This window comes from Cytobacillus sp. BC1816, assembly GCF_051353635.1.
GTDB classification, from domain to species: domain Bacteria; phylum Bacillota; class Bacilli; order Bacillales; family Cytobacillaceae; genus Cytobacillus; species Cytobacillus oceanisediminis_C.
Genome location: NZ_CP195611.1, coordinates 141,866 through 157,471, shown reverse-complemented (window position 1 = coordinate 157,471; position 15,606 = coordinate 141,866). Strand labels below are relative to the sequence as shown.

The following is a 15,606-nucleotide window of genomic DNA, read 5'->3' as shown; positions in this document are numbered from 1 at the left end:
ATACACAAGAAAATCTGGATTTCTGCTATCTAAGCTTATTGGATGCCTATTATGCCTCCCTATTAAAAGCTCATACTGACGCAGTATGGTGGTTGGTTCTTGCTATAGTATGACTGTTCAGAGACCTCGATTTCCTTATGGTTTATGAACATACTAAATTTAAAAAAGCCTGCACCTCTTTCCGTCAGGCAGTAAACTGCCGGGCGCAAATCTTCTTTCCGGAAGAGGTGCATGAGCTAGACAAGACAGTGTACCAGGTAATGGGGAATCTATTGGTCATCCATCCCTGTATAATAGCTGTACATGCTCATCGTAACGCTCGTTTTTGGCCTGAAATGGGCGTTCCTAACATATTAAGGAAACAGCCGCTTTTATAGAAAAAGGGCAAAGAACAAGTTCAATGAAACCGTCCCGCGCCCTTTCCTTAAAAAATTATACTAACTCGATGATTACCATTGGGGCACCGTCTCCACGACGAGGTCCAAGTTTCATAATACGAGTGTATCCGCCTTGGCGCTCTTCATAACGAGTTGCGATGTCGCTGAATAATTTTTGAACTGCATCCTGGTCAGTTTCAGCGTTAGCTACCTCATTGCGAACAAAAGCAGCTGCTTGACGGCGTGCATGCAAATCGCCGCGCTTTCCAAGAGTGATCATTTTCTCAACAACTGAACGAAGTTCTTTTGCACGAGCTTCAGTTGTTTCGATGCGCTCATTGATGATTAGATCTGTTGCTAAGTCACGCAGCATAGCTTTACGTTGTGAGCTAGTGCGTCCTAACTTTCTGTATCCCATGAAAGTTTCCCTCCTTTGTTGAAGTCATTCAATCTGCTGAAAGCAAACATATAAAGATGATGAATCAATTCACATCAATCAATCGTCTTTGCGTAAGCCCAGTCCAAGATCTTCTAATTTATGTTTTACTTCCTCAAGTGACTTTCTGCCCAGGTTGCGGACCTTCATCATATCCTCTTCAGTCTTATTGGCTAATTCCTGAACAGTATTGATGCCAGCACGCTTTAAGCAATTGTAAGAACGTACAGATAAGTCAAGTTCTTCAATTGTCATCTCAAGTACTTTCTCTTTTTGGTCTTCTTCTTTTTCAACCATGATTTCGGCATTTTGAGCTTCATCAGTTAAGCCGACAAAGATATTCAAATGCTCAGTTAAGATCTTCGCTCCAAGTGCAACCGCATCTTGAGGACCTGTACTACCGTCAGTCCAAACATCGAATGTTAACTTATCATAGTTAGTCATTTGACCCACACGTGTATTCTCTACCTGATAAGAAATGCGAGATACTGGAGTGTAGATGGAATCGATCGGAATCACACCGATTGGCTGATCTTCTCTCTTGTTTTGGTCAGCTGGTGTATAGCCTCGTCCGCGTCTTGCAGTTAAACGCATGCGCAAGTGGGCATTCGAACCTAGAGTAGCAATATGAAGATCCGGATTAAGGATTTCAACATCGCTGTCATGAGTTACGTCAGCTGCCTTCACTACACCTTCACCCTGAACATCGATTTCCAATGTTTTTTCTTCATCAGAGTAGATTTTAAGTGCTAGTTTTTTAATGTTTAAAATGATAGATGTTACATCTTCTACGACGCCTTCAATTGTTGAGAACTCATGAAGTACCCCATCAATTTGGATCGATGTGACAGCGGCACCTGGGAGTGAGGATAAAAGGATACGACGTAAGGAGTTACCCAAAGTTGTACCATATCCACGCTCAAGTGGCTCGACGACGAACTTGCCGTACTTGGCATCATCGCTGATCTCAACCGTTTCGATTTTTGGTTTTTCTATTTCGATCATCAAAATATACCCTCCTTCAAAACGTCGAAACCCCGGCTAGCAATCTCTAACCGAAATTCCCCCATGTATACGTTCCCGTTTTGTGCACAACAACTGGAATAATTGTTCTGTATAACTAAAAAATTAGTATCATATCCCATTATAGACAAGGATACAAAATCTATACAGAAAAATTATACACGGCGGCGTTTTGGTGGACGACATCCGTTATGAGGAACTGGAGTTACGTCTCTGATAGCAGTAACTTCTAGACCTGCAGCTTGAAGAGCACGGATTGCAGCTTCACGTCCTGCACCAGGTCCTTTAACAGTTACTTCAAGGGTTTTCATACCGTGTTCCTGAGAAGTTTTAGCTGCAGTTTCAGCTGCCATTTGCGCTGCGAATGGAGTAGATTTACGAGAACCTTTGAATCCAAGAGCTCCAGCACTTGACCAGGAAACAGCATTTCCATGAACATCAGTGATAGTTACGATTGTGTTATTGAAAGTAGAACGGATATGTGCAATACCTTGTTCAATATTCTTTTTCACACGACGCTTACGTGTATTAGTTTTACGAGCCATTTAAAGTACCTCCTTTACCGATTATTTCTTCTTGTTCGCTACAGTCTTACGAGGACCTTTGCGAGTACGAGCGTTGTTTTTTGTGTTTTGTCCGCGAACCGGTAAACCACGGCGATGACGTAGACCGCGATAGCTTCCGATCTCCATTAGACGTTTGATGTTAAGTGATACCTCACGGCGAAGGTCACCTTCAACTTTCAATTTGTCGATGATTTCACGGATTTTGTTAAGTTCATCTTCCGTAAGATCACGAACACGAGTGTCTTCAGAAACACCAGCTTCAGCCAAAACTTTTTGAGCTGTAGATTTACCAATACCAAAGATATAAGTTAATGAGATTACTACACGTTTTTCACGTGGAACATCTACACCAGCAATACGTGCCATTGTATAAGCGCACCTCCTTCAATTTAACCTTGTTTTTGTTTATGTTTAGGGTTTTCACAGATAACCATTACTTTTCCACGTCTGCGGATAACTTTACACTTTTCGCAGATTGGTTTAACTGATGGTCTTACTTTCATTATCCTAACCTCCTTAATAGTACGGAGTGCAATGATTATTTAAAACGATATGTGATTCTACCGCGTGTTAAATCATATGGAGATAGCTCAACTGTTACTTTATCTCCAGGTAAAATGCGGATGAAGTGCATACGGATCTTACCGGATACATGAGCTAGCACTGTATGACCATTTTCTAATTCTACCTTAAACATTGCATTTGGCAAAGTATCAACAACTGTGCCTTCTATTTCAATTACATCGTCTTTCGCCATTGAACGATACTCCCTTCTTCAAATCATATACGAATTCATTTACATACTTTGCAAGCGCAAAGCGCAACTTTCCGTTTGTTACACGGCCGGTCTCCTCAAGACTGGTCTGAACTTCTGGAGAGATATAATTAAGCAATTGCAGATGCTGAATGTTCTTTTTCTTTGGGCGATCGAATTTCTTCCTGCCGCCGTCAGCAAGCATAACAAACCTTTCATCCATCAACCTTATAATTATAGCATATTGACCAGCATCGCGCCCGCTTTTGATCAAAACAATTTGACCAGGCTGCGGATTCGTATCAGAACCAACCAATGGAATCACCTGCACCTTAGGCTTTTGTTAATATTTCATAACCGGATTCAGTGATCGCTATTGTATGCTCAAAATGGGCACACCTTTTACCGTCAACCGTTACAACTGTCCAGTTATCGGTTAAGGTTTTAACATAACGACTTCCTGCATTCACCATAGGTTCAATAGCAAGTACCATACCCGGCTTTAAGCGCGGCCCTCTGTTAGGCGGTCCATAATGAGGAATTTGAGGATCCTCATGTAAGTCTTGCCCTACACCATGGCCGACATACTCGCGTACAATGGAAAAGCCATTAGATTCCGCATACGTTTGGATAGCATGGGAGATGTTCGACAAGCGCTCACCCGGTTTTGCTTCTTCAAGACCTTTATATAACGATTCCTCTGTCACATCCATCAGACGCTGAGATTCCTCATTAATTTGGCCAATAGCATAAGTCCAGGCTGAGTCACCATGATAACCGTTATATTTAGCACCAATATCAATGCTGATTATATCACCGTTATTCAAAACTCGATCACCAGGGATCCCATGAACAAGTTCATCGTTAACTGAAGCACAAATGCTGCCGCGGAAACCATTATACCCTTTAAAAGACGGGATTGCATCGTGTTTACGGATAAACTGATCAGCAATATCATCCAATTCGCGGGTTGTGATTCCGGGAACAATATGTTTCTTCAGTTCCTGGTGTGTAAGTGCTACGATCCTGCCGGCCTCACGCATTATATCAAGTTCACGCGGGGTTTTGCAAATAATCATTGTAAGCCCCCGAGCAAAGCATCAAGATCAGAAAATACTTTATTAATATCTTGCTGACCATCAATATTGCGCAGATATCCTTTCGTTTCATAGAAATCAAGCAACGGTTTTGTTTGTTTAATATTAACGTCAAGTCTGTTCTGAACAGTAGCTTCATTATCATCAGCACGCTGATACAGCTCACCGCCGCAGCGATCGCACACTCCGTCCTTCGCTGGCGGATTGAATACTAAGTGATAAGTAGCTCCGCAGTCTTTACAGATGCGGCGTCCGGTAAGACGTTCCATTAGAATGCTCTGATCAACATCAATATTTATGACATAATCAATTTTTTTGTTCAAATCGGAAAGGATGTTTTCAAGTGCATCTGCTTGGGCAACCGTTCTTGGGAAGCCATCCAGCAAAAAGCCTTTTTCGCAATCATCCTTGCTTAAACGTTCACGGACAATGCCGATTGTTACTTCATCAGGAACAAGCTCGCCTTTATCCATGAATGATTTTGCTTTAAGGCCTAGGTCCGTTTCGTCTTTAATAGCCGCACGGAACATATCTCCAGTAGAGATATGAGGGATGCCGTATTTTTGGACGATCTTCTCGGCTTGTGTACCTTTTCCGGCACCAGGGAGCCCCATTAAAACTAAATTCACGTCAATTTCCCCCTAGTCTCTAAATGGTATAAGGGAACGAGACGCCCCCTACAACCAAATTATTTAATGAAACCTTTATAATGACGCTTAACCAGCTGTGCTTCAAGCTGCTTCATCGTTTCAAGTGCAACACCGACAACGATCAGCAGGCTTGTGCCTCCAATTTGCGCAGATTCGGGCAACCCAGCGATATTAATGAAGAATACCGGCAGGATTGAAATGACTGTCAGGAAGAGCGCACCGACCAATGTTAAACGGTATAAGACGCGAGTCAGATATTCCTGCGTGTTATTTCCTGGACGGATGCCCGGGATATAACCGCCCTGCTTTTTCAGATTTTCCGCAACTTGTTCCGGATTTACCTGAATGAAAGCATAGAAATAAGTAAAAGCAATGATTAATGCACTATAAATGACCATTCCGATTGGAGACGTGTAGTCAAATATTTTTTGAATCCAAAGCGTCACATCATTCTGCTCAAAAAAACCTGCAATGGTTCTTGGAGTGATGATAAATGAAATCGCAAAGATTACTGGGATTACACCAGCTGCATTAACTTTTAACGGAAGGTGAGTTGATTGTCCGCCAGCAGAATTTTTCCCTGCTGTTACACGCTTAGCGTATTGAATAGGAATTTTTCTTAATGCCTGTTGGATGAAGATCGTTCCCACGACAATAGCGATGACTGCAACCAGGATAAGCACGACTGTCACAATGCGAAGGAATAGCTGCTCTCCAGCATTTTCAAACTGCTGAGCATAGATCTGGTTAACCGTTGAAGGAATACCAGCTGCGATACCAGCAAAAATAATGATGGAAATACCATTGCCTACACCTTTTGATGTAATCTGCTCACCAAGCCACATTAGAAATGCAGTTCCGGCAGTCAATACTACAGCAATCAATAGATAAGAGGTAATACTCGGATTTTCAATCAGCATTCCGCCTGCTAGGTTATTAAACCCATAAGACATACCGAGAGCCTGGATAAAACCAAGCACGATAGTAAAGTAACGGGTAAACTGAGCTAACTTACGGCGTCCAACCTCACCCTGCTTAGACCATTCCGTAAACTTAGGAACAACATCCATCTGCAGAAGCTGCACAATGATGGATGCCGTAATGTACGGCATGATCCCCATCGCAAGGATCGAGAAGTTCAGGAGCGCCCCGCCGCCGAATGTATTCAGAACACCGAATACATTTAGTTCATCCTGGGCTTTTAATAGATCTGCATTTACGCCCGGTACAGGGATAAATGTACCGATGCGAAATACAATCAGCATTAAAAGGGTGAAAATAATCTTTCGTCTTATATCACCCACACGCATAAAATTGGAGATTGTCTGAAACATTAAATCACCTCAGTTTGACCGCCGGCAGCTTCGATAGCTTCCTTTGCAGCAGAGGAGAATTTATGAGCTTTAACTGTAAGCTTTTTCTCAACTTTGCCTTTTGCAAGAATCTTGATTCCTGCTTTTTCATTGCTTACTACACCAGTTTCGATAAGAAGCTCAGGAGTTACTTCTGCTCCATCTTCGAAACGGTTTAAAGCATCAAGGTTCACAACCGCGTATTCTTTACGGTTGATGTTAGTGAAACCGCGCTTAGGCAAGCGTTGGAATAAAGGTGTTTGACCACCCTCGAATCCAGGACGGACACCGCCGCCAGAACGAGCGTTTTGACCTTTATGACCCTTACCAGCAGTTTTACCATTACCGGAACCGATACCACGGCCTTTGCGTTTGCGTTCTTGACGAGAACCTTCTGCAGGCTTTAATTCATGAAGTTTCATGTTGGCACCTCCTTATTTGTAGAAGAATAGAATTATTTTTCTTTTACCACAACAAGGTGAGCAACTTTGTTGATCATTCCGCGGATAGCAGGATTATCTTGATGCTCAACTGTTTGGTGCATTTTGCGTAAGCCAAGAGCCTTAACTGTTTCGCGCTGGTCTTGCGGGCGACCAATCACGCTGCGAGTGAGGGTTACTTCTAGTTTATTCGCCATTTGATATCCCTCCTTATCCTAACAGTTCTTCTACTGATTTACCACGTAATTTCGCTACGTCCTCAGCACGTTTTAATTGAGTTAAACCGTTCAAAGTGGCGCGAACCATGTTGATTGGTGTGTTAGTACCTAAAGATTTAGATAAGATATCACCAACACCAGCTAATTCTAGAACCGCACGAACTGGACCTCCGGCGATTACTCCAGTACCTTCAGAAGCAGGCTTAAGAAGGATTTCTCCAGCACCGAAGTGACCGATTACCTGGTGAGGAATTGTAGTTCCAACCATAGGTACTTCGACTAAGTTTTTCTTAGCATCTTCAATAGCTTTGCGGATTGCTTCAGGAACTTCCTGTGCTTTACCTGTACCAAAGCCAACGTGACCGTTTTTGTCACCTACTACTACAAGAGCAGAGAAACGAAAACGACGTCCACCTTTAACAACCTTTGCTACACGATTAACCGTAACTACGCGCTCTTCAAGTTCAAGTTTGTTTGGATCAATACGACGCATCTTTTTGTGTCCCTCCTTTGTCTATTAAAATTCTAAACCATTTTCACGTGCTGCATCAGCTAATGCTTGAACACGTCCATGATATAGATAGCCACCACGATCGAAAACGACAGCTTTAACGCCTTTTTCGACTGCGCGCTTTGCAACTAATTCTCCGACCTTAACTGCTGCATCAACGTTGCCAGTTGCATCAAGGTTTACTTCTTTATCTTGTGTAGAAGCACTTGCTACAGTAACTCCGTTTACATCATCAATAAGTTGAGCATAAATGTGCTTGTTTGAACGATACACATTTAAACGAGGACGAGCCGCAGTTCCAGAAAGCTTCGCACGCACACGAGCATGTCTTTTCTTACGAACTGCATTTTTATCAGCCTTCGTAATCATTTCGGTCACTCCTTTCGTTTACCTAAGCGGCATTACTTACCTGTTTTACCTTCTTTACGACGAACATATTCGCCTTCATAGCGGATACCTTTACCTTTGTAAGGCTCTGGAGGACGAACATCACGGATGTTGGCAGCCAATGCACCAACACGCTCTTTGCTAGTACCTTTAACAATGACCTTTGTGTTAGATGGCACTTCAACTTCAATACCTTCTTCAGGCTCGATTTCAACAGGATGAGAGTAACCAACGTTTAAAACAAGCTTTTTGCCTTGCTTTTGAGCACGGTAACCGACACCGATAAGCTCTAGTCCTCTTTCGAATCCTTTTGACACACCTTCAACCATGTTAGCTAGAAGTGCGCGAGTTGTTCCGTGCAATGCGCGGTGTTCTTTCGCTTCAGATGGACGGGAAACGTTGATTACGTTCTCCTCCACCTTGATTTCGATATCCTGGTTAAATGAACGGGAAAGTTCACCTTTAGGACCCTTCACAGTAACAGTGTTATTGTCGATAGTAACAGTAACACCAGATGGAATTTCGATTGGTTTTTTACCTATACGAGACATTTAATTGCACCTCCATTCATGAAAAACTCTATTACCAAACGTATCCTAAAACTTCTCCGCCGACTTGTTTAGCGCGAGCTTCTTTGTCTGTAAGAACTCCTTGAGAAGTAGAAACTAGTGCGATTCCAAGACCGTTAAGTACGCGAGGTACTTCATCAGCCTTTGCGTATACACGAAGACCAGGCTTACTGATACGCTTAAGACCAGTGATAACGCGTTCGTTGTTTGAACCGTATTTTAAGAAAATGCGGATGATGCCTTGCTTGTTATCCTCGATAAGCTCAACATCACGTACAAAACCTTCACGCTTTAAGATCTCAGCAATTTCCTTCTTGATGTTAGAAGCAGGAACTTCTAATTTTTCGTGACGAACCATGTTCGCATTACGGATGCGAGTTAGCAAGTCTGCAATTGGATCTGTCATGACCATTGTTTTTACCTCCTTCCCATACTTGGGGTTTACCAGCTAGCTTTTTTCACGCCAGGAATTTGTCCTTTATATGCTAATTCACGGAAACAAATACGACAAAGCTTAAATTTACGGTATACAGAATGTGGACGTCCGCATCGTTCGCAGCGAGTGTACTCCTGTACCTTGTGTTTAGGCGTGCGTTTTTGCTTCGCAATCATTGACTTTTTAGCCACGTTTTCGCCTCCCTCTATTTAGAGATTACTTTTGGAATGGCATTCCAAATTGAGTTAAAAGTTCACGAGCTTCTTCATCAGTGTTAGCTGTAGTTACGATAACGATATCCATACCACGAACTTTGCTTACTTTATCGTAATCAATCTCAGGGAAGATCAACTGTTCTTTGACACCTAGAGTATAGTTACCACGGCCGTCAAATGACTTCTTAGAGATACCTCGGAAGTCACGTACACGTGGAAGAGATACAGATACTAACTTATCAAAGAACTCATACATGCGCTCTCCACGAAGAGTAACTTTCGCACCGATTGGCATACCTTCACGAAGACGGAAGCCAGCGATAGATTTCTTAGCGCGAGTGATAACCGGCTTTTGACCAGTGATCAATGTTAATTCCTCAACAGCTTTATCTAGTGCTTTAGCGTTTTGAACAGCGTCACCAACACCCATATTGATAACGATTTTTTCAAGCTTAGGTGCTTGCATAACTGATTTATAGTTAAACTTGCTCATTAGAGCAGGAGTAATTTCTTTTGAATGCTTTTCTTTTAGGCGGTTCATCCATTGTACCTCCCTTCTTCTTTAAACTATTTATCTAGAACTTCACCGGATTTTTTTGCAACACGTACTTTTTTGCCATCAACCGTTTTATAGCCTACACGAGTTGGTTCACCAGATTTAGGATCGACAGGCATAACGTTTGATACATGAACAGGTGCCTCTTGGCTGATGATTCCGCCCTGCGGGTTCATCTGAGAAGGCTTAGAGTGTTTCTTTACAATGTTAACTCCTTCAACAAGCACTCGGCTTTGTTTAGGGAACGCTGCAAGAATAACGCCCGTTTTGCCTTTATCCTTACCAGAGATGACCATAACTTTGTCACCTTTTTTCACATGCATCTGTGCGCACCTCCTTAAAGGCAATTTAATTTGTTATTTATAATACTTCTGGAGCTAAAGATACAATTTTCATGAAGTTGTTTTCACGTAGTTCACGGGCAACTGGTCCGAAGATACGAGTTCCGCGTGGTCCTTTGTCATCACGAATAATTACACATGCGTTTTCATCGAAACGAATGTAAGTACCGTCATTACGGCGTACACCGCTCTTAGTACGAACAACTACCGCTTTAACAACATCACCTTTTTTAACAACGCCACCTGGTGTTGCTTGTTTCACTGTACAAACGATAACATCACCGATGTTAGCAGTCTTGCGGCCAGAGCCACCAAGAACTTTAATTGTAAGTACTTCACGAGCACCAGAGTTGTCAGCAACCTTTAAACGTGATTCTTGTTGAATCATGTGTGTAACCTCCCTTCGGGATAAACCTTATTCCGAACAATTAGATAATAACTGCTTTTTCAACTACTTCTACAAGACGGAAGCGTTTAGTCGCAGATAGTGGACGAGTTTCCATAATACGAACGATATCGCCAGTTTTTGCTTGGTTTTGCTCATCATGAGCTTTGAACTTTTTAGAGTACTTAACGCGTTTACCGTAAAGTGGATGCTTTTTGTAAGTTTCGACAAGAACCGTTACTGTCTTATCCATTTTGTCAGAAACGACGCGTCCAGTGTAAACTTTGCGTTGGTTGCGTTCACTCATTGTGCGAACCTCCTCTCAATATCACTTGCTAAAGCCGATTTCTCTTTCACGAATAACAGTTTTCATGCGGGCAATCGCTTTGCGTACTTCACGAATGCGAGCTGTGTTTTCAAGTTGTCCAGTCGCCAATTGAAAGCGAAGGTTGAAAAGCTCTTCTTTTAATGATTTTACTTTTTGTTCAATTTCGGCAGTGGTAAGGTCACGAATTTCATTAGCTTTCATTTGATTCACCACCAATTTCTTCTCGTTTTACAAACTTGCACTTAACTGGAAGTTTGTGTGATGCAAGACGTAATGCTTCACGAGCGATCTCTTCAGATACACCAGCGATTTCGAACATTACTTTTCCAGGCTTAACAACTGCAACCCATCCTTCTGGAGCACCTTTACCGGAACCCATGCGGACTTCTAGAGGCTTTGCAGTGTAAGGCTTATGCGGGAAAATTTGAATCCAAACCTTACCGCCACGTTTCATGTAACGAGTCATTGCAATACGTGCAGATTCAATTTGACGGTTAGTGATCCAAGAAGCTTCAAGAGCCTGAAGACCATATTCACCGAAGTTTACTTCAGTTCCGCCTTTTGATTGACCACGCATTTTTCCGCGGTGTACACGACGATATTTAACGCGCTTTGGCAATAACATATTATTTGCCTCCTTCCCCAGTTTTCTTCTTAGTAGGAAGGACCTCTCCACGATAGATCCATACTTTTACGCCCAATTTACCGTAAGTTGTATCAGCTTCAGCTGTAGCATAATCGATATCAGCACGAAGAGTATGAAGTGGAACTGTTCCTTCGCTGTATGATTCTGAACGAGCGATATCAGCACCGCCTAAACGACCAGATACCATTGTTTTGATACCCTTAGCGCCAGCGCGCATTGCACGTTGAATTGTTTGTTTTTGAGCACGACGGAAAGATACGCGGTTTTCTAATTGACGAGCAATGTTTTCCGCAACCAATTTCGCATCAATGTCTGCTCTTTTAATTTCAAGAATGTTGATATGAACACGCTTGCCAGTTAATGAGTTAAGTGACTTACGAAGTGCTTCAACCTCAGTACCACCTTTACCGATAACCATTCCTGGCTTCGCAGTGTGGATAGTGATGTTCAGGCGATTAGCAGCACGTTCGATTTCTACTTTAGAAACAGAAGCATCGCTTAAACGCTTTGAGATGTACTCACGAACCTTAAGGTCTTCGTGTAAAAGATCAGCATAGTCTTTGCCTGCGTACCATTTTGACTCCCAATCACGGATGACACCGACACGCAAACCGACTGGATTTACTTTTTGACCCACTGATTATCCCTCCTTCTTTTCTGATAAAACGATAGTAATATGGCTAGTGCGCTTGTTGATTTGGCTTGCACGGCCCATAGCGCGAGGACGGAAACGTTTTAAAGTTGGTCCTTCGTCTACGAATGCTTGAGCAACTACTAGATTGTTAACGTCCATTTCGTAGTTGTGCTCAGCGTTAGCTAGTGCAGATTTTAAAACTTTCTCTACGATTGGAGAAGCAGCTTTAGGTGTAAGGTTTAAAATCGCTACTGCTTCGCCTACTTGCTTACCTCGAATTAAATCTACGACTAAACGAGCTTTACGAGGAGCAATACGAACTGTTCTTGCAACAGCTTTAGCTTGCATTAGAATGCCCTCCTCTCATTAACGTCTTGTTTTCTTATCATCATTGCCATGGCCTTTGTACGCACGAGTTGGAGCGAATTCTCCAAGCTTGTGGCCTACCATGTCTTCAGTGATGTATACAGGCACATGTTTACGACCATCATAAACTGCGATTGTGTGTCCGATGAATTGTGGGAAGATCGTAGAACGGCGAGACCAAGTTTTAGTAACTTGCTTGCTTTCTGTTTCGTTAAGCTTTTCGATCTTTGTCATTAAATGTTCATCAACAAAAGGTCCTTTTTTTAAGCTGCGACCCATGATTGAACCTCCCTTCGTGATTGCTCTACGGTTCTTAATTGGAACCGTAGTACAATCCCGTTATTTTTTACGACGACGTACAATAAATTTGTCTGATTTGTTGTTTTTCTTGCGTGTCTTGTAACCAAGTGTTGGTTTGCCCCACGGAGTCATTGGAGACTTACGTCCGATTGGCGCGCGTCCTTCACCACCACCGTGCGGGTGATCGTTAGGGTTCATTACAGATCCACGTACAGTTGGGCGCTTGCCTAACCAGCGTGAACGACCTGCTTTACCAATGTTGATAAGTTCGTGCTGCTCGTTGCCAACCTGACCTACAGTTGCACGGCACTCAGCAAGAATCATGCGAACTTCACCAGAGTTTAAACGAACTAATACGTACTTGCCTTCTTTACCAAGAACTTGTGCAGAAGTACCAGCAGAACGTACTAACTGTCCGCCTTTACCAGGTTTTAATTCGATGTTGTGGATTACAGTACCCACTGGAATATTAACTAGTGGAAGTGCATTACCCACTTTGATATCTGCTTCAGGACCAGACATAACTTCCATGCCCACTTGTAAATTCTTAGGTGCAAGGATGTAACGCTTTTCTCCATCCACATAGTTAATTAGTGCAATATTTGCAGATCGGTTTGGATCATACTCGATTGTGGCAACGCGTCCTGGAATGCCATCTTTGTTACGTTTGAAATCAATGATACGATATTGACGTTTATGACCGCCGCCTTGATGACGAACTGTCAACTTACCTTGGTTGTTACGGCCGCCTTTTCTCTTAACAGGAGCAAGTAAAGACTTTTCTGGTTGGTTAGTCGTGATTTCTGCGAAATCAGATACCGTCATGCCGCGACGACCATTAGAGGTAGGTTTATACTTTTTAATCGCCATTTCGTTTCCCTCCTCTTCTAGTTATAGTAATTTTAAGCTTCAAATAGCTCGATTTCTTGGCTTTCAGCTGTTAATTTAACGATCGCTTTACGGCGTTTGTTAGTGTAACCGCCAAATTTACCCATACGCTTGAACTTACCTTTGTAGTTCATGATGTTGACTTTCTCAACTTTAACGCCAAAGATTTCCTCTACAGCGTCCTTAACTTGAGTTTTGTTAGCTCGTACGTCAACTTCGAACGTATATTTTTTATCAGCCATAATATCAGTAGAACGTTCAGTGATTACGGGGCGCTTAATGATTTCGCGTGCATCCATTATGCAAGCACCTCCTCTACTTTTTCAACCGCTGCTTTCGTCATGATAAGCTTATCATGGTTTAAAACATCTAAAACAGTGATTCCAGAAGCAGACACAACTGTTACACCAGGGATGTTTCGAGCAGATAATGCCACGTTTTCATCTAGGTCAGCAGTTACGATAAGTGCTTTTGAATCAACAGAAAGACCAGTTAATAATCCTTTGAAGTCTTTTGTTTTAGGAGTTTCGAAAGCAAGGCCTTCTAATACTAGGATGTTTTCTTCTAACACTTTAGAAGATAACGCAGATTTAATTGCCAGACGGCGAACCTTTTTAGGTAGTTTGTAGCTGTAGCTGCGTGGTACAGGACCAAATACAGTACCGCCTCCGCGCCATTGTGGTGAACGGATTGAACCTTGACGTGCACGGCCTGTGCCTTTTTGGCGCCATGGCTTGCGTCCTCCGCCCGCTACTTCAGAACGAATTTTAGTTTTATGAGTCCCTTGACGTAAAGAAGCTCTTTGCATAACAACGGCTTCGAATAATACGTGCTGGTTAGGCTCGATACCAAAGATCACATCATTAAGTTCGATATCACCAACTTTTGATCCGCTTTGGTTAAACAATGCTACTTTCGGCATTCTGTTTTCCTCCTTTCCGGTTTAATTATTATGCTTTTACCGCACTTTTGATTTTTACTAATGCTTTTCTAGCACCAGGTACGTTACCTTTGATCAATAGTAAGTTGCGCTCAGTATCAACTTTAACGATTTCAAGGTTTTGTACAGTGATTTGCTCTCCGCCCATACGTCCAGGTAATAATTTACCTTTGAATACACGGTTTGGAGCTACAGGACCCATTGAACCAGGGCGACGGTGGTAACGAGAACCGTGAGCCATAGGCCCGCGAGATTGTCCGTGGCGCTTGATGGCACCCTGGAAACCTTTACCCTTTGAGATTCCTGTTACATCAACAGTTTCGCCTTCTGCGAATATATCAACTTTGACTTCTTGACCAACTTCATATTGTCCTAAATCAGCTCCGCGGAATTCGCGTACGAAGCGCTTAGGAGCAGTGTTTGCTTTAGCAACATGCCCTTTTTCAGGTTTGTTGGATAGCTTTTCACGCTTATCTTCAAATCCAAGCTGGATTGCTTCATATCCATCAGTTTCAACTGACTTCATTTGAAGAACAACGTTTGGAGCTGCCTCAACAACTGTTACCGGGATAAGATCACCGTTTTCAGCAAATACTTGAGTCATACCAATCTTTCTTCCTAAGATTCCTTTGGTCATTTCAGTCACACCTCCTAAGTTTCTTATAATTTATTTATTGATTAAAGTTTGATTTCGATATCTACACCAGACGGTAAGTCTAAACGCATTAGAGAATCAACCGTTTGCGGTGTTGGGTTAACGATGTCGATTAGACGCTTATGCGTACGCATTTCGAACTGTTCACGAGAGTCTTTGTACTTGTGAACCGCACGAAGGATTGTGTAAATAGACTTTTCAGTTGGTAATGGAATCGGACCTGAAACAGCCGCACCAGAACGTTTTGCAGTCTCAACAATCTTTTCTGCTGATTGATCAAGAATTCTGTGATCATACGCTTTTAAACGAATACGAATTTTTTGTTTTGCCATTATTTTCCCTCCTTTTCGCCTATTTTAATATAGACATTCTCCGTGAAAATTTCCCACACACTCGCCATGGCAAAGCGGCCGGGTGTGTCAGCAACCTTTCACATCATCGCAGTCAAAGACCAACATTGTCTATTATACAGAAACAATAAATGAAATGCAACATGTATATGTTATTTCTTTATGTTTCGCACACTTTTACTATTA

The 15,606-nt window shown here is 42.4% G+C and carries 31 protein-coding genes; all 31 read right to left on the bottom strand.

Translation table 11 applies throughout. The features are described 5' to 3' along the window. Positions 1-432: 432 nt before the first annotated feature. Positions 433-795 carry a 50S ribosomal protein L17 gene (rplQ, locus tag ACR42H_RS00860; protein WP_009336608.1) on the bottom strand — a complete coding sequence of 121 codons (363 nt, stop codon included), beginning with the start codon at positions 793-795 and terminating at the stop codon, positions 433-435. 78 nt (positions 796-873) lie between these two features. Beyond that, on the bottom strand, positions 874-1,818 hold the full coding sequence (locus tag ACR42H_RS00855; RefSeq protein ID WP_009336607.1) for a DNA-directed RNA polymerase subunit alpha: 945 nt from the start codon (positions 1,816-1,818) through the stop codon (positions 874-876). Positions 1,819-1,991: 173 nt separating this feature from the next. After that, positions 1,992-2,381: a 30S ribosomal protein S11 gene (gene rpsK, locus ACR42H_RS00850; RefSeq protein ID WP_053433176.1), complete on the bottom strand. Its 390-nt coding sequence runs from the start codon at positions 2,379-2,381 to the stop codon at positions 1,992-1,994. A gap of 21 nt (positions 2,382-2,402) precedes the next feature. Beyond that, positions 2,403-2,768, bottom strand: a complete 366-nt coding sequence (gene rpsM, locus ACR42H_RS00845; protein ID WP_436374459.1) for a 30S ribosomal protein S13 — start codon at positions 2,766-2,768, stop codon at positions 2,403-2,405. 23 nt (positions 2,769-2,791) lie between these two features. Further along, positions 2,792-2,905, bottom strand: coding sequence for a 50S ribosomal protein L36 (gene rpmJ, locus ACR42H_RS00840; protein WP_000868344.1), 114 nt, complete (start codon positions 2,903-2,905; stop codon positions 2,792-2,794). A gap of 35 nt (positions 2,906-2,940) precedes the next feature. Continuing rightward, complete coding sequence (gene infA, locus ACR42H_RS00835) at positions 2,941-3,159, bottom strand: translation initiation factor IF-1 (RefSeq protein WP_009336604.1); 219 nt, start codon at positions 3,157-3,159, stop codon at positions 2,941-2,943. After that, complete coding sequence (locus ACR42H_RS00830) at positions 3,137-3,472, bottom strand: KOW domain-containing RNA-binding protein (RefSeq protein ID WP_113885234.1); 336 nt, start codon at positions 3,470-3,472, stop codon at positions 3,137-3,139. The genes infA and ACR42H_RS00830 overlap by 23 nt, the downstream gene beginning before the upstream one ends. A gap of 16 nt (positions 3,473-3,488) precedes the next feature. Further along, positions 3,489-4,235, bottom strand: a complete 747-nt coding sequence (gene map, locus ACR42H_RS00825; RefSeq protein WP_436374457.1) for a type I methionyl aminopeptidase — start codon at positions 4,233-4,235, stop codon at positions 3,489-3,491. Further along, complete coding sequence (locus ACR42H_RS00820; protein WP_009336601.1) at positions 4,232-4,882, bottom strand: adenylate kinase; 651 nt, start codon at positions 4,880-4,882, stop codon at positions 4,232-4,234. Before ACR42H_RS00820 ends, map begins: the two co-directional genes overlap by 4 nt. A 59-nt stretch (positions 4,883-4,941) precedes the next feature. Continuing rightward, positions 4,942-6,237, bottom strand: coding sequence for a preprotein translocase subunit SecY (gene secY, locus ACR42H_RS00815; protein ID WP_113885236.1), 1,296 nt, complete (start codon positions 6,235-6,237; stop codon positions 4,942-4,944). Next, positions 6,237-6,677 (bottom strand): 50S ribosomal protein L15, encoded by a 441-nt coding sequence (rplO, locus tag ACR42H_RS00810; RefSeq protein WP_009336599.1) that lies wholly within the window; start codon positions 6,675-6,677, stop codon positions 6,237-6,239. Before rplO ends, secY begins: the two co-directional genes overlap by 1 nt. Positions 6,678-6,709: 32 nt before the next feature. Further along, the gene (gene rpmD, locus ACR42H_RS00805) at positions 6,710-6,892 is read right to left on the bottom strand and encodes a 50S ribosomal protein L30 (protein ID WP_009336598.1); all 183 of its coding nucleotides are present in this window, start codon (positions 6,890-6,892) and stop codon (positions 6,710-6,712) included. A gap of 13 nt (positions 6,893-6,905) precedes the next feature. Next, on the bottom strand, positions 6,906-7,406 hold the full coding sequence (rpsE, locus tag ACR42H_RS00800; RefSeq protein ID WP_009336597.1) for a 30S ribosomal protein S5: 501 nt from the start codon (positions 7,404-7,406) through the stop codon (positions 6,906-6,908). Positions 7,407-7,430: 24 nt separating this feature from the next. Beyond that, positions 7,431-7,793 carry a 50S ribosomal protein L18 gene (gene rplR / locus ACR42H_RS00795; protein ID WP_035332285.1) on the bottom strand — a complete coding sequence of 121 codons (363 nt, stop codon included), beginning with the start codon at positions 7,791-7,793 and terminating at the stop codon, positions 7,431-7,433. A gap of 32 nt (positions 7,794-7,825) precedes the next feature. After that, a complete protein-coding gene (gene rplF / locus ACR42H_RS00790; RefSeq protein ID WP_113885237.1) occupies positions 7,826-8,362 on the bottom strand; it encodes a 50S ribosomal protein L6 in 537 nt (178 codons plus the stop codon). 31 nt (positions 8,363-8,393) lie between these two features. Next, entirely contained in the window at positions 8,394-8,792 is a 399-nt protein-coding gene (gene rpsH, locus ACR42H_RS00785; RefSeq protein WP_113885238.1) for a 30S ribosomal protein S8, read from the bottom strand. A 29-nt stretch (positions 8,793-8,821) separates the two neighbouring features. Further along, on the bottom strand, positions 8,822-9,007 hold the full coding sequence (gene rpsN, locus ACR42H_RS00780) for a 30S ribosomal protein S14 (protein WP_009336593.1): 186 nt from the start codon (positions 9,005-9,007) through the stop codon (positions 8,822-8,824). A 25-nt stretch (positions 9,008-9,032) separates the two neighbouring features. After that, a complete protein-coding gene (gene rplE / locus ACR42H_RS00775; protein WP_009336592.1) occupies positions 9,033-9,572 on the bottom strand; it encodes a 50S ribosomal protein L5 in 540 nt (179 codons plus the stop codon). A gap of 26 nt (positions 9,573-9,598) precedes the next feature. Next, the gene (gene rplX / locus ACR42H_RS00770; protein ID WP_009336591.1) at positions 9,599-9,910 is read right to left on the bottom strand and encodes a 50S ribosomal protein L24; all 312 of its coding nucleotides are present in this window, start codon (positions 9,908-9,910) and stop codon (positions 9,599-9,601) included. Positions 9,911-9,947: 37 nt separating this feature from the next. Continuing rightward, complete coding sequence (rplN, locus tag ACR42H_RS00765) at positions 9,948-10,316, bottom strand: 50S ribosomal protein L14 (protein WP_009336590.1); 369 nt, start codon at positions 10,314-10,316, stop codon at positions 9,948-9,950. 40 nt (positions 10,317-10,356) lie between these two features. Beyond that, on the bottom strand, positions 10,357-10,620 hold the full coding sequence (rpsQ, locus tag ACR42H_RS00760; protein ID WP_009336589.1) for a 30S ribosomal protein S17: 264 nt from the start codon (positions 10,618-10,620) through the stop codon (positions 10,357-10,359). Between the two features lie 21 nt (positions 10,621-10,641). Beyond that, positions 10,642-10,842: a 50S ribosomal protein L29 gene (gene rpmC, locus ACR42H_RS00755; RefSeq protein ID WP_009336588.1), complete on the bottom strand. Its 201-nt coding sequence runs from the start codon at positions 10,840-10,842 to the stop codon at positions 10,642-10,644. After that, positions 10,832-11,266 (bottom strand): 50S ribosomal protein L16, encoded by a 435-nt coding sequence (rplP, locus tag ACR42H_RS00750; protein WP_009336587.1) that lies wholly within the window; start codon positions 11,264-11,266, stop codon positions 10,832-10,834. Before rplP ends, rpmC begins: the two co-directional genes overlap by 11 nt. A 1-nt stretch (position 11,267) precedes the next feature. After that, the gene (gene rpsC, locus ACR42H_RS00745) at positions 11,268-11,924 is read right to left on the bottom strand and encodes a 30S ribosomal protein S3 (RefSeq protein WP_113885239.1); all 657 of its coding nucleotides are present in this window, start codon (positions 11,922-11,924) and stop codon (positions 11,268-11,270) included. 3 nt (positions 11,925-11,927) lie between these two features. Next, a complete protein-coding gene (gene rplV, locus ACR42H_RS00740; protein WP_009336582.1) occupies positions 11,928-12,269 on the bottom strand; it encodes a 50S ribosomal protein L22 in 342 nt (113 codons plus the stop codon). Between the two features lie 18 nt (positions 12,270-12,287). Then, positions 12,288-12,566 (bottom strand): 30S ribosomal protein S19, encoded by a 279-nt coding sequence (gene rpsS / locus ACR42H_RS00735; protein WP_009336580.1) that lies wholly within the window; start codon positions 12,564-12,566, stop codon positions 12,288-12,290. 60 nt (positions 12,567-12,626) lie between these two features. Next, positions 12,627-13,457, bottom strand: coding sequence for a 50S ribosomal protein L2 (gene rplB, locus ACR42H_RS00730; RefSeq protein ID WP_113885240.1), 831 nt, complete (start codon positions 13,455-13,457; stop codon positions 12,627-12,629). A 32-nt stretch (positions 13,458-13,489) separates the two neighbouring features. Next, positions 13,490-13,774: a 50S ribosomal protein L23 gene (gene rplW / locus ACR42H_RS00725; protein WP_061793795.1), complete on the bottom strand. Its 285-nt coding sequence runs from the start codon at positions 13,772-13,774 to the stop codon at positions 13,490-13,492. Further along, positions 13,774-14,397 (bottom strand): 50S ribosomal protein L4, encoded by a 624-nt coding sequence (gene rplD, locus ACR42H_RS00720; protein WP_113885241.1) that lies wholly within the window; start codon positions 14,395-14,397, stop codon positions 13,774-13,776. Before rplD ends, rplW begins: the two co-directional genes overlap by 1 nt. Before the next feature lie 28 nt (positions 14,398-14,425). Beyond that, the gene (rplC, locus tag ACR42H_RS00715) at positions 14,426-15,052 is read right to left on the bottom strand and encodes a 50S ribosomal protein L3 (protein ID WP_436374448.1); all 627 of its coding nucleotides are present in this window, start codon (positions 15,050-15,052) and stop codon (positions 14,426-14,428) included. A 41-nt stretch (positions 15,053-15,093) separates the two neighbouring features. After that, positions 15,094-15,402, bottom strand: a complete 309-nt coding sequence (gene rpsJ / locus ACR42H_RS00710; RefSeq protein WP_009336571.1) for a 30S ribosomal protein S10 — start codon at positions 15,400-15,402, stop codon at positions 15,094-15,096. Positions 15,403-15,606: the final 204 nt, after the last annotated feature.

Excerpts from the sequence above, each read along its gene's own strand:
- rplE (WP_009336592.1), bottom strand. The coding sequence starts at position 9,572 with ATGAACCGCCTAAAAGAAAAGCATTCAAAAGAAATTACTCCTGCTCTA.
- rplW (WP_061793795.1), bottom strand. The coding sequence starts at position 13,774 with ATGGATGCACGCGAAATCATTAAGCGCCCCGTAATCACTGAACGTTCT.
- rpmD (WP_009336598.1), bottom strand. The coding sequence starts at position 6,892 with ATGGCGAATAAACTAGAAGTAACCCTCACTCGCAGCGTGATTGGTCGC.
- rplC (WP_436374448.1), bottom strand. The coding sequence starts at position 15,052 with ATGACCAAAGGAATCTTAGGAAGAAAGATTGGTATGACTCAAGTATTT.
- rplR (WP_035332285.1), bottom strand. The coding sequence starts at position 7,793 with ATGATTACGAAGGCTGATAAAAATGCAGTTCGTAAGAAAAGACATGCT.
- rpsS (WP_009336580.1), bottom strand. The coding sequence starts at position 12,566 with ATGGGTCGCAGCTTAAAAAAAGGACCTTTTGTTGATGAACATTTAATG.
- rpsJ (WP_009336571.1), bottom strand. The coding sequence starts at position 15,402 with ATGGCAAAACAAAAAATTCGTATTCGTTTAAAAGCGTATGATCACAGA.
- map (WP_436374457.1), bottom strand. The coding sequence starts at position 4,235 with ATGATTATTTGCAAAACCCCGCGTGAACTTGATATAATGCGTGAGGCC.
- rplF (WP_113885237.1), bottom strand. The coding sequence starts at position 8,362 with ATGTCTCGTATAGGTAAAAAACCAATCGAAATTCCATCTGGTGTTACT.
- ACR42H_RS00855 (WP_009336607.1), bottom strand. The coding sequence starts at position 1,818 with ATGATCGAAATAGAAAAACCAAAAATCGAAACGGTTGAGATCAGCGAT.
- rpsQ (WP_009336589.1), bottom strand. The coding sequence starts at position 10,620 with ATGAGTGAACGCAACCAACGCAAAGTTTACACTGGACGCGTCGTTTCT.
- rplD (WP_113885241.1), bottom strand. The coding sequence starts at position 14,397 with ATGCCGAAAGTAGCATTGTTTAACCAAAGCGGATCAAAAGTTGGTGAT.
- rpmJ (WP_000868344.1), bottom strand. The coding sequence starts at position 2,905 with ATGAAAGTAAGACCATCAGTTAAACCAATCTGCGAAAAGTGTAAAGTT.
- rpsH (WP_113885238.1), bottom strand. The coding sequence starts at position 8,792 with ATGGTCATGACAGATCCAATTGCAGACTTGCTAACTCGCATCCGTAAT.
- rplO (WP_009336599.1), bottom strand. The coding sequence starts at position 6,677 with ATGAAACTTCATGAATTAAAGCCTGCAGAAGGTTCTCGTCAAGAACGC.
- rpsK (WP_053433176.1), bottom strand. The coding sequence starts at position 2,381 with ATGGCTCGTAAAACTAATACACGTAAGCGTCGTGTGAAAAAGAATATT.
- rplX (WP_009336591.1), bottom strand. The coding sequence starts at position 9,910 with ATGCATGTGAAAAAAGGTGACAAAGTTATGGTCATCTCTGGTAAGGAT.
- rplQ (WP_009336608.1), bottom strand. The coding sequence starts at position 795 with ATGGGATACAGAAAGTTAGGACGCACTAGCTCACAACGTAAAGCTATG.
- rplP (WP_009336587.1), bottom strand. The coding sequence starts at position 11,266 with ATGTTATTGCCAAAGCGCGTTAAATATCGTCGTGTACACCGCGGAAAA.
- rplN (WP_009336590.1), bottom strand. The coding sequence starts at position 10,316 with ATGATTCAACAAGAATCACGTTTAAAGGTTGCTGACAACTCTGGTGCT.
- rplB (WP_113885240.1), bottom strand. The coding sequence starts at position 13,457 with ATGGCGATTAAAAAGTATAAACCTACCTCTAATGGTCGTCGCGGCATG.
- rplV (WP_009336582.1), bottom strand. The coding sequence starts at position 12,269 with ATGCAAGCTAAAGCTGTTGCAAGAACAGTTCGTATTGCTCCTCGTAAA.
- infA (WP_009336604.1), bottom strand. The coding sequence starts at position 3,159 with ATGGCGAAAGACGATGTAATTGAAATAGAAGGCACAGTTGTTGATACT.
- rpsE (WP_009336597.1), bottom strand. The coding sequence starts at position 7,406 with ATGCGTCGTATTGATCCAAACAAACTTGAACTTGAAGAGCGCGTAGTT.
- secY (WP_113885236.1), bottom strand. The coding sequence starts at position 6,237 with ATGTTTCAGACAATCTCCAATTTTATGCGTGTGGGTGATATAAGACGA.
- rpsM (WP_436374459.1), bottom strand. The coding sequence starts at position 2,768 with ATGGCACGTATTGCTGGTGTAGATGTTCCACGTGAAAAACGTGTAGTA.
- rpmC (WP_009336588.1), bottom strand. The coding sequence starts at position 10,842 with ATGAAAGCTAATGAAATTCGTGACCTTACCACTGCCGAAATTGAACAA.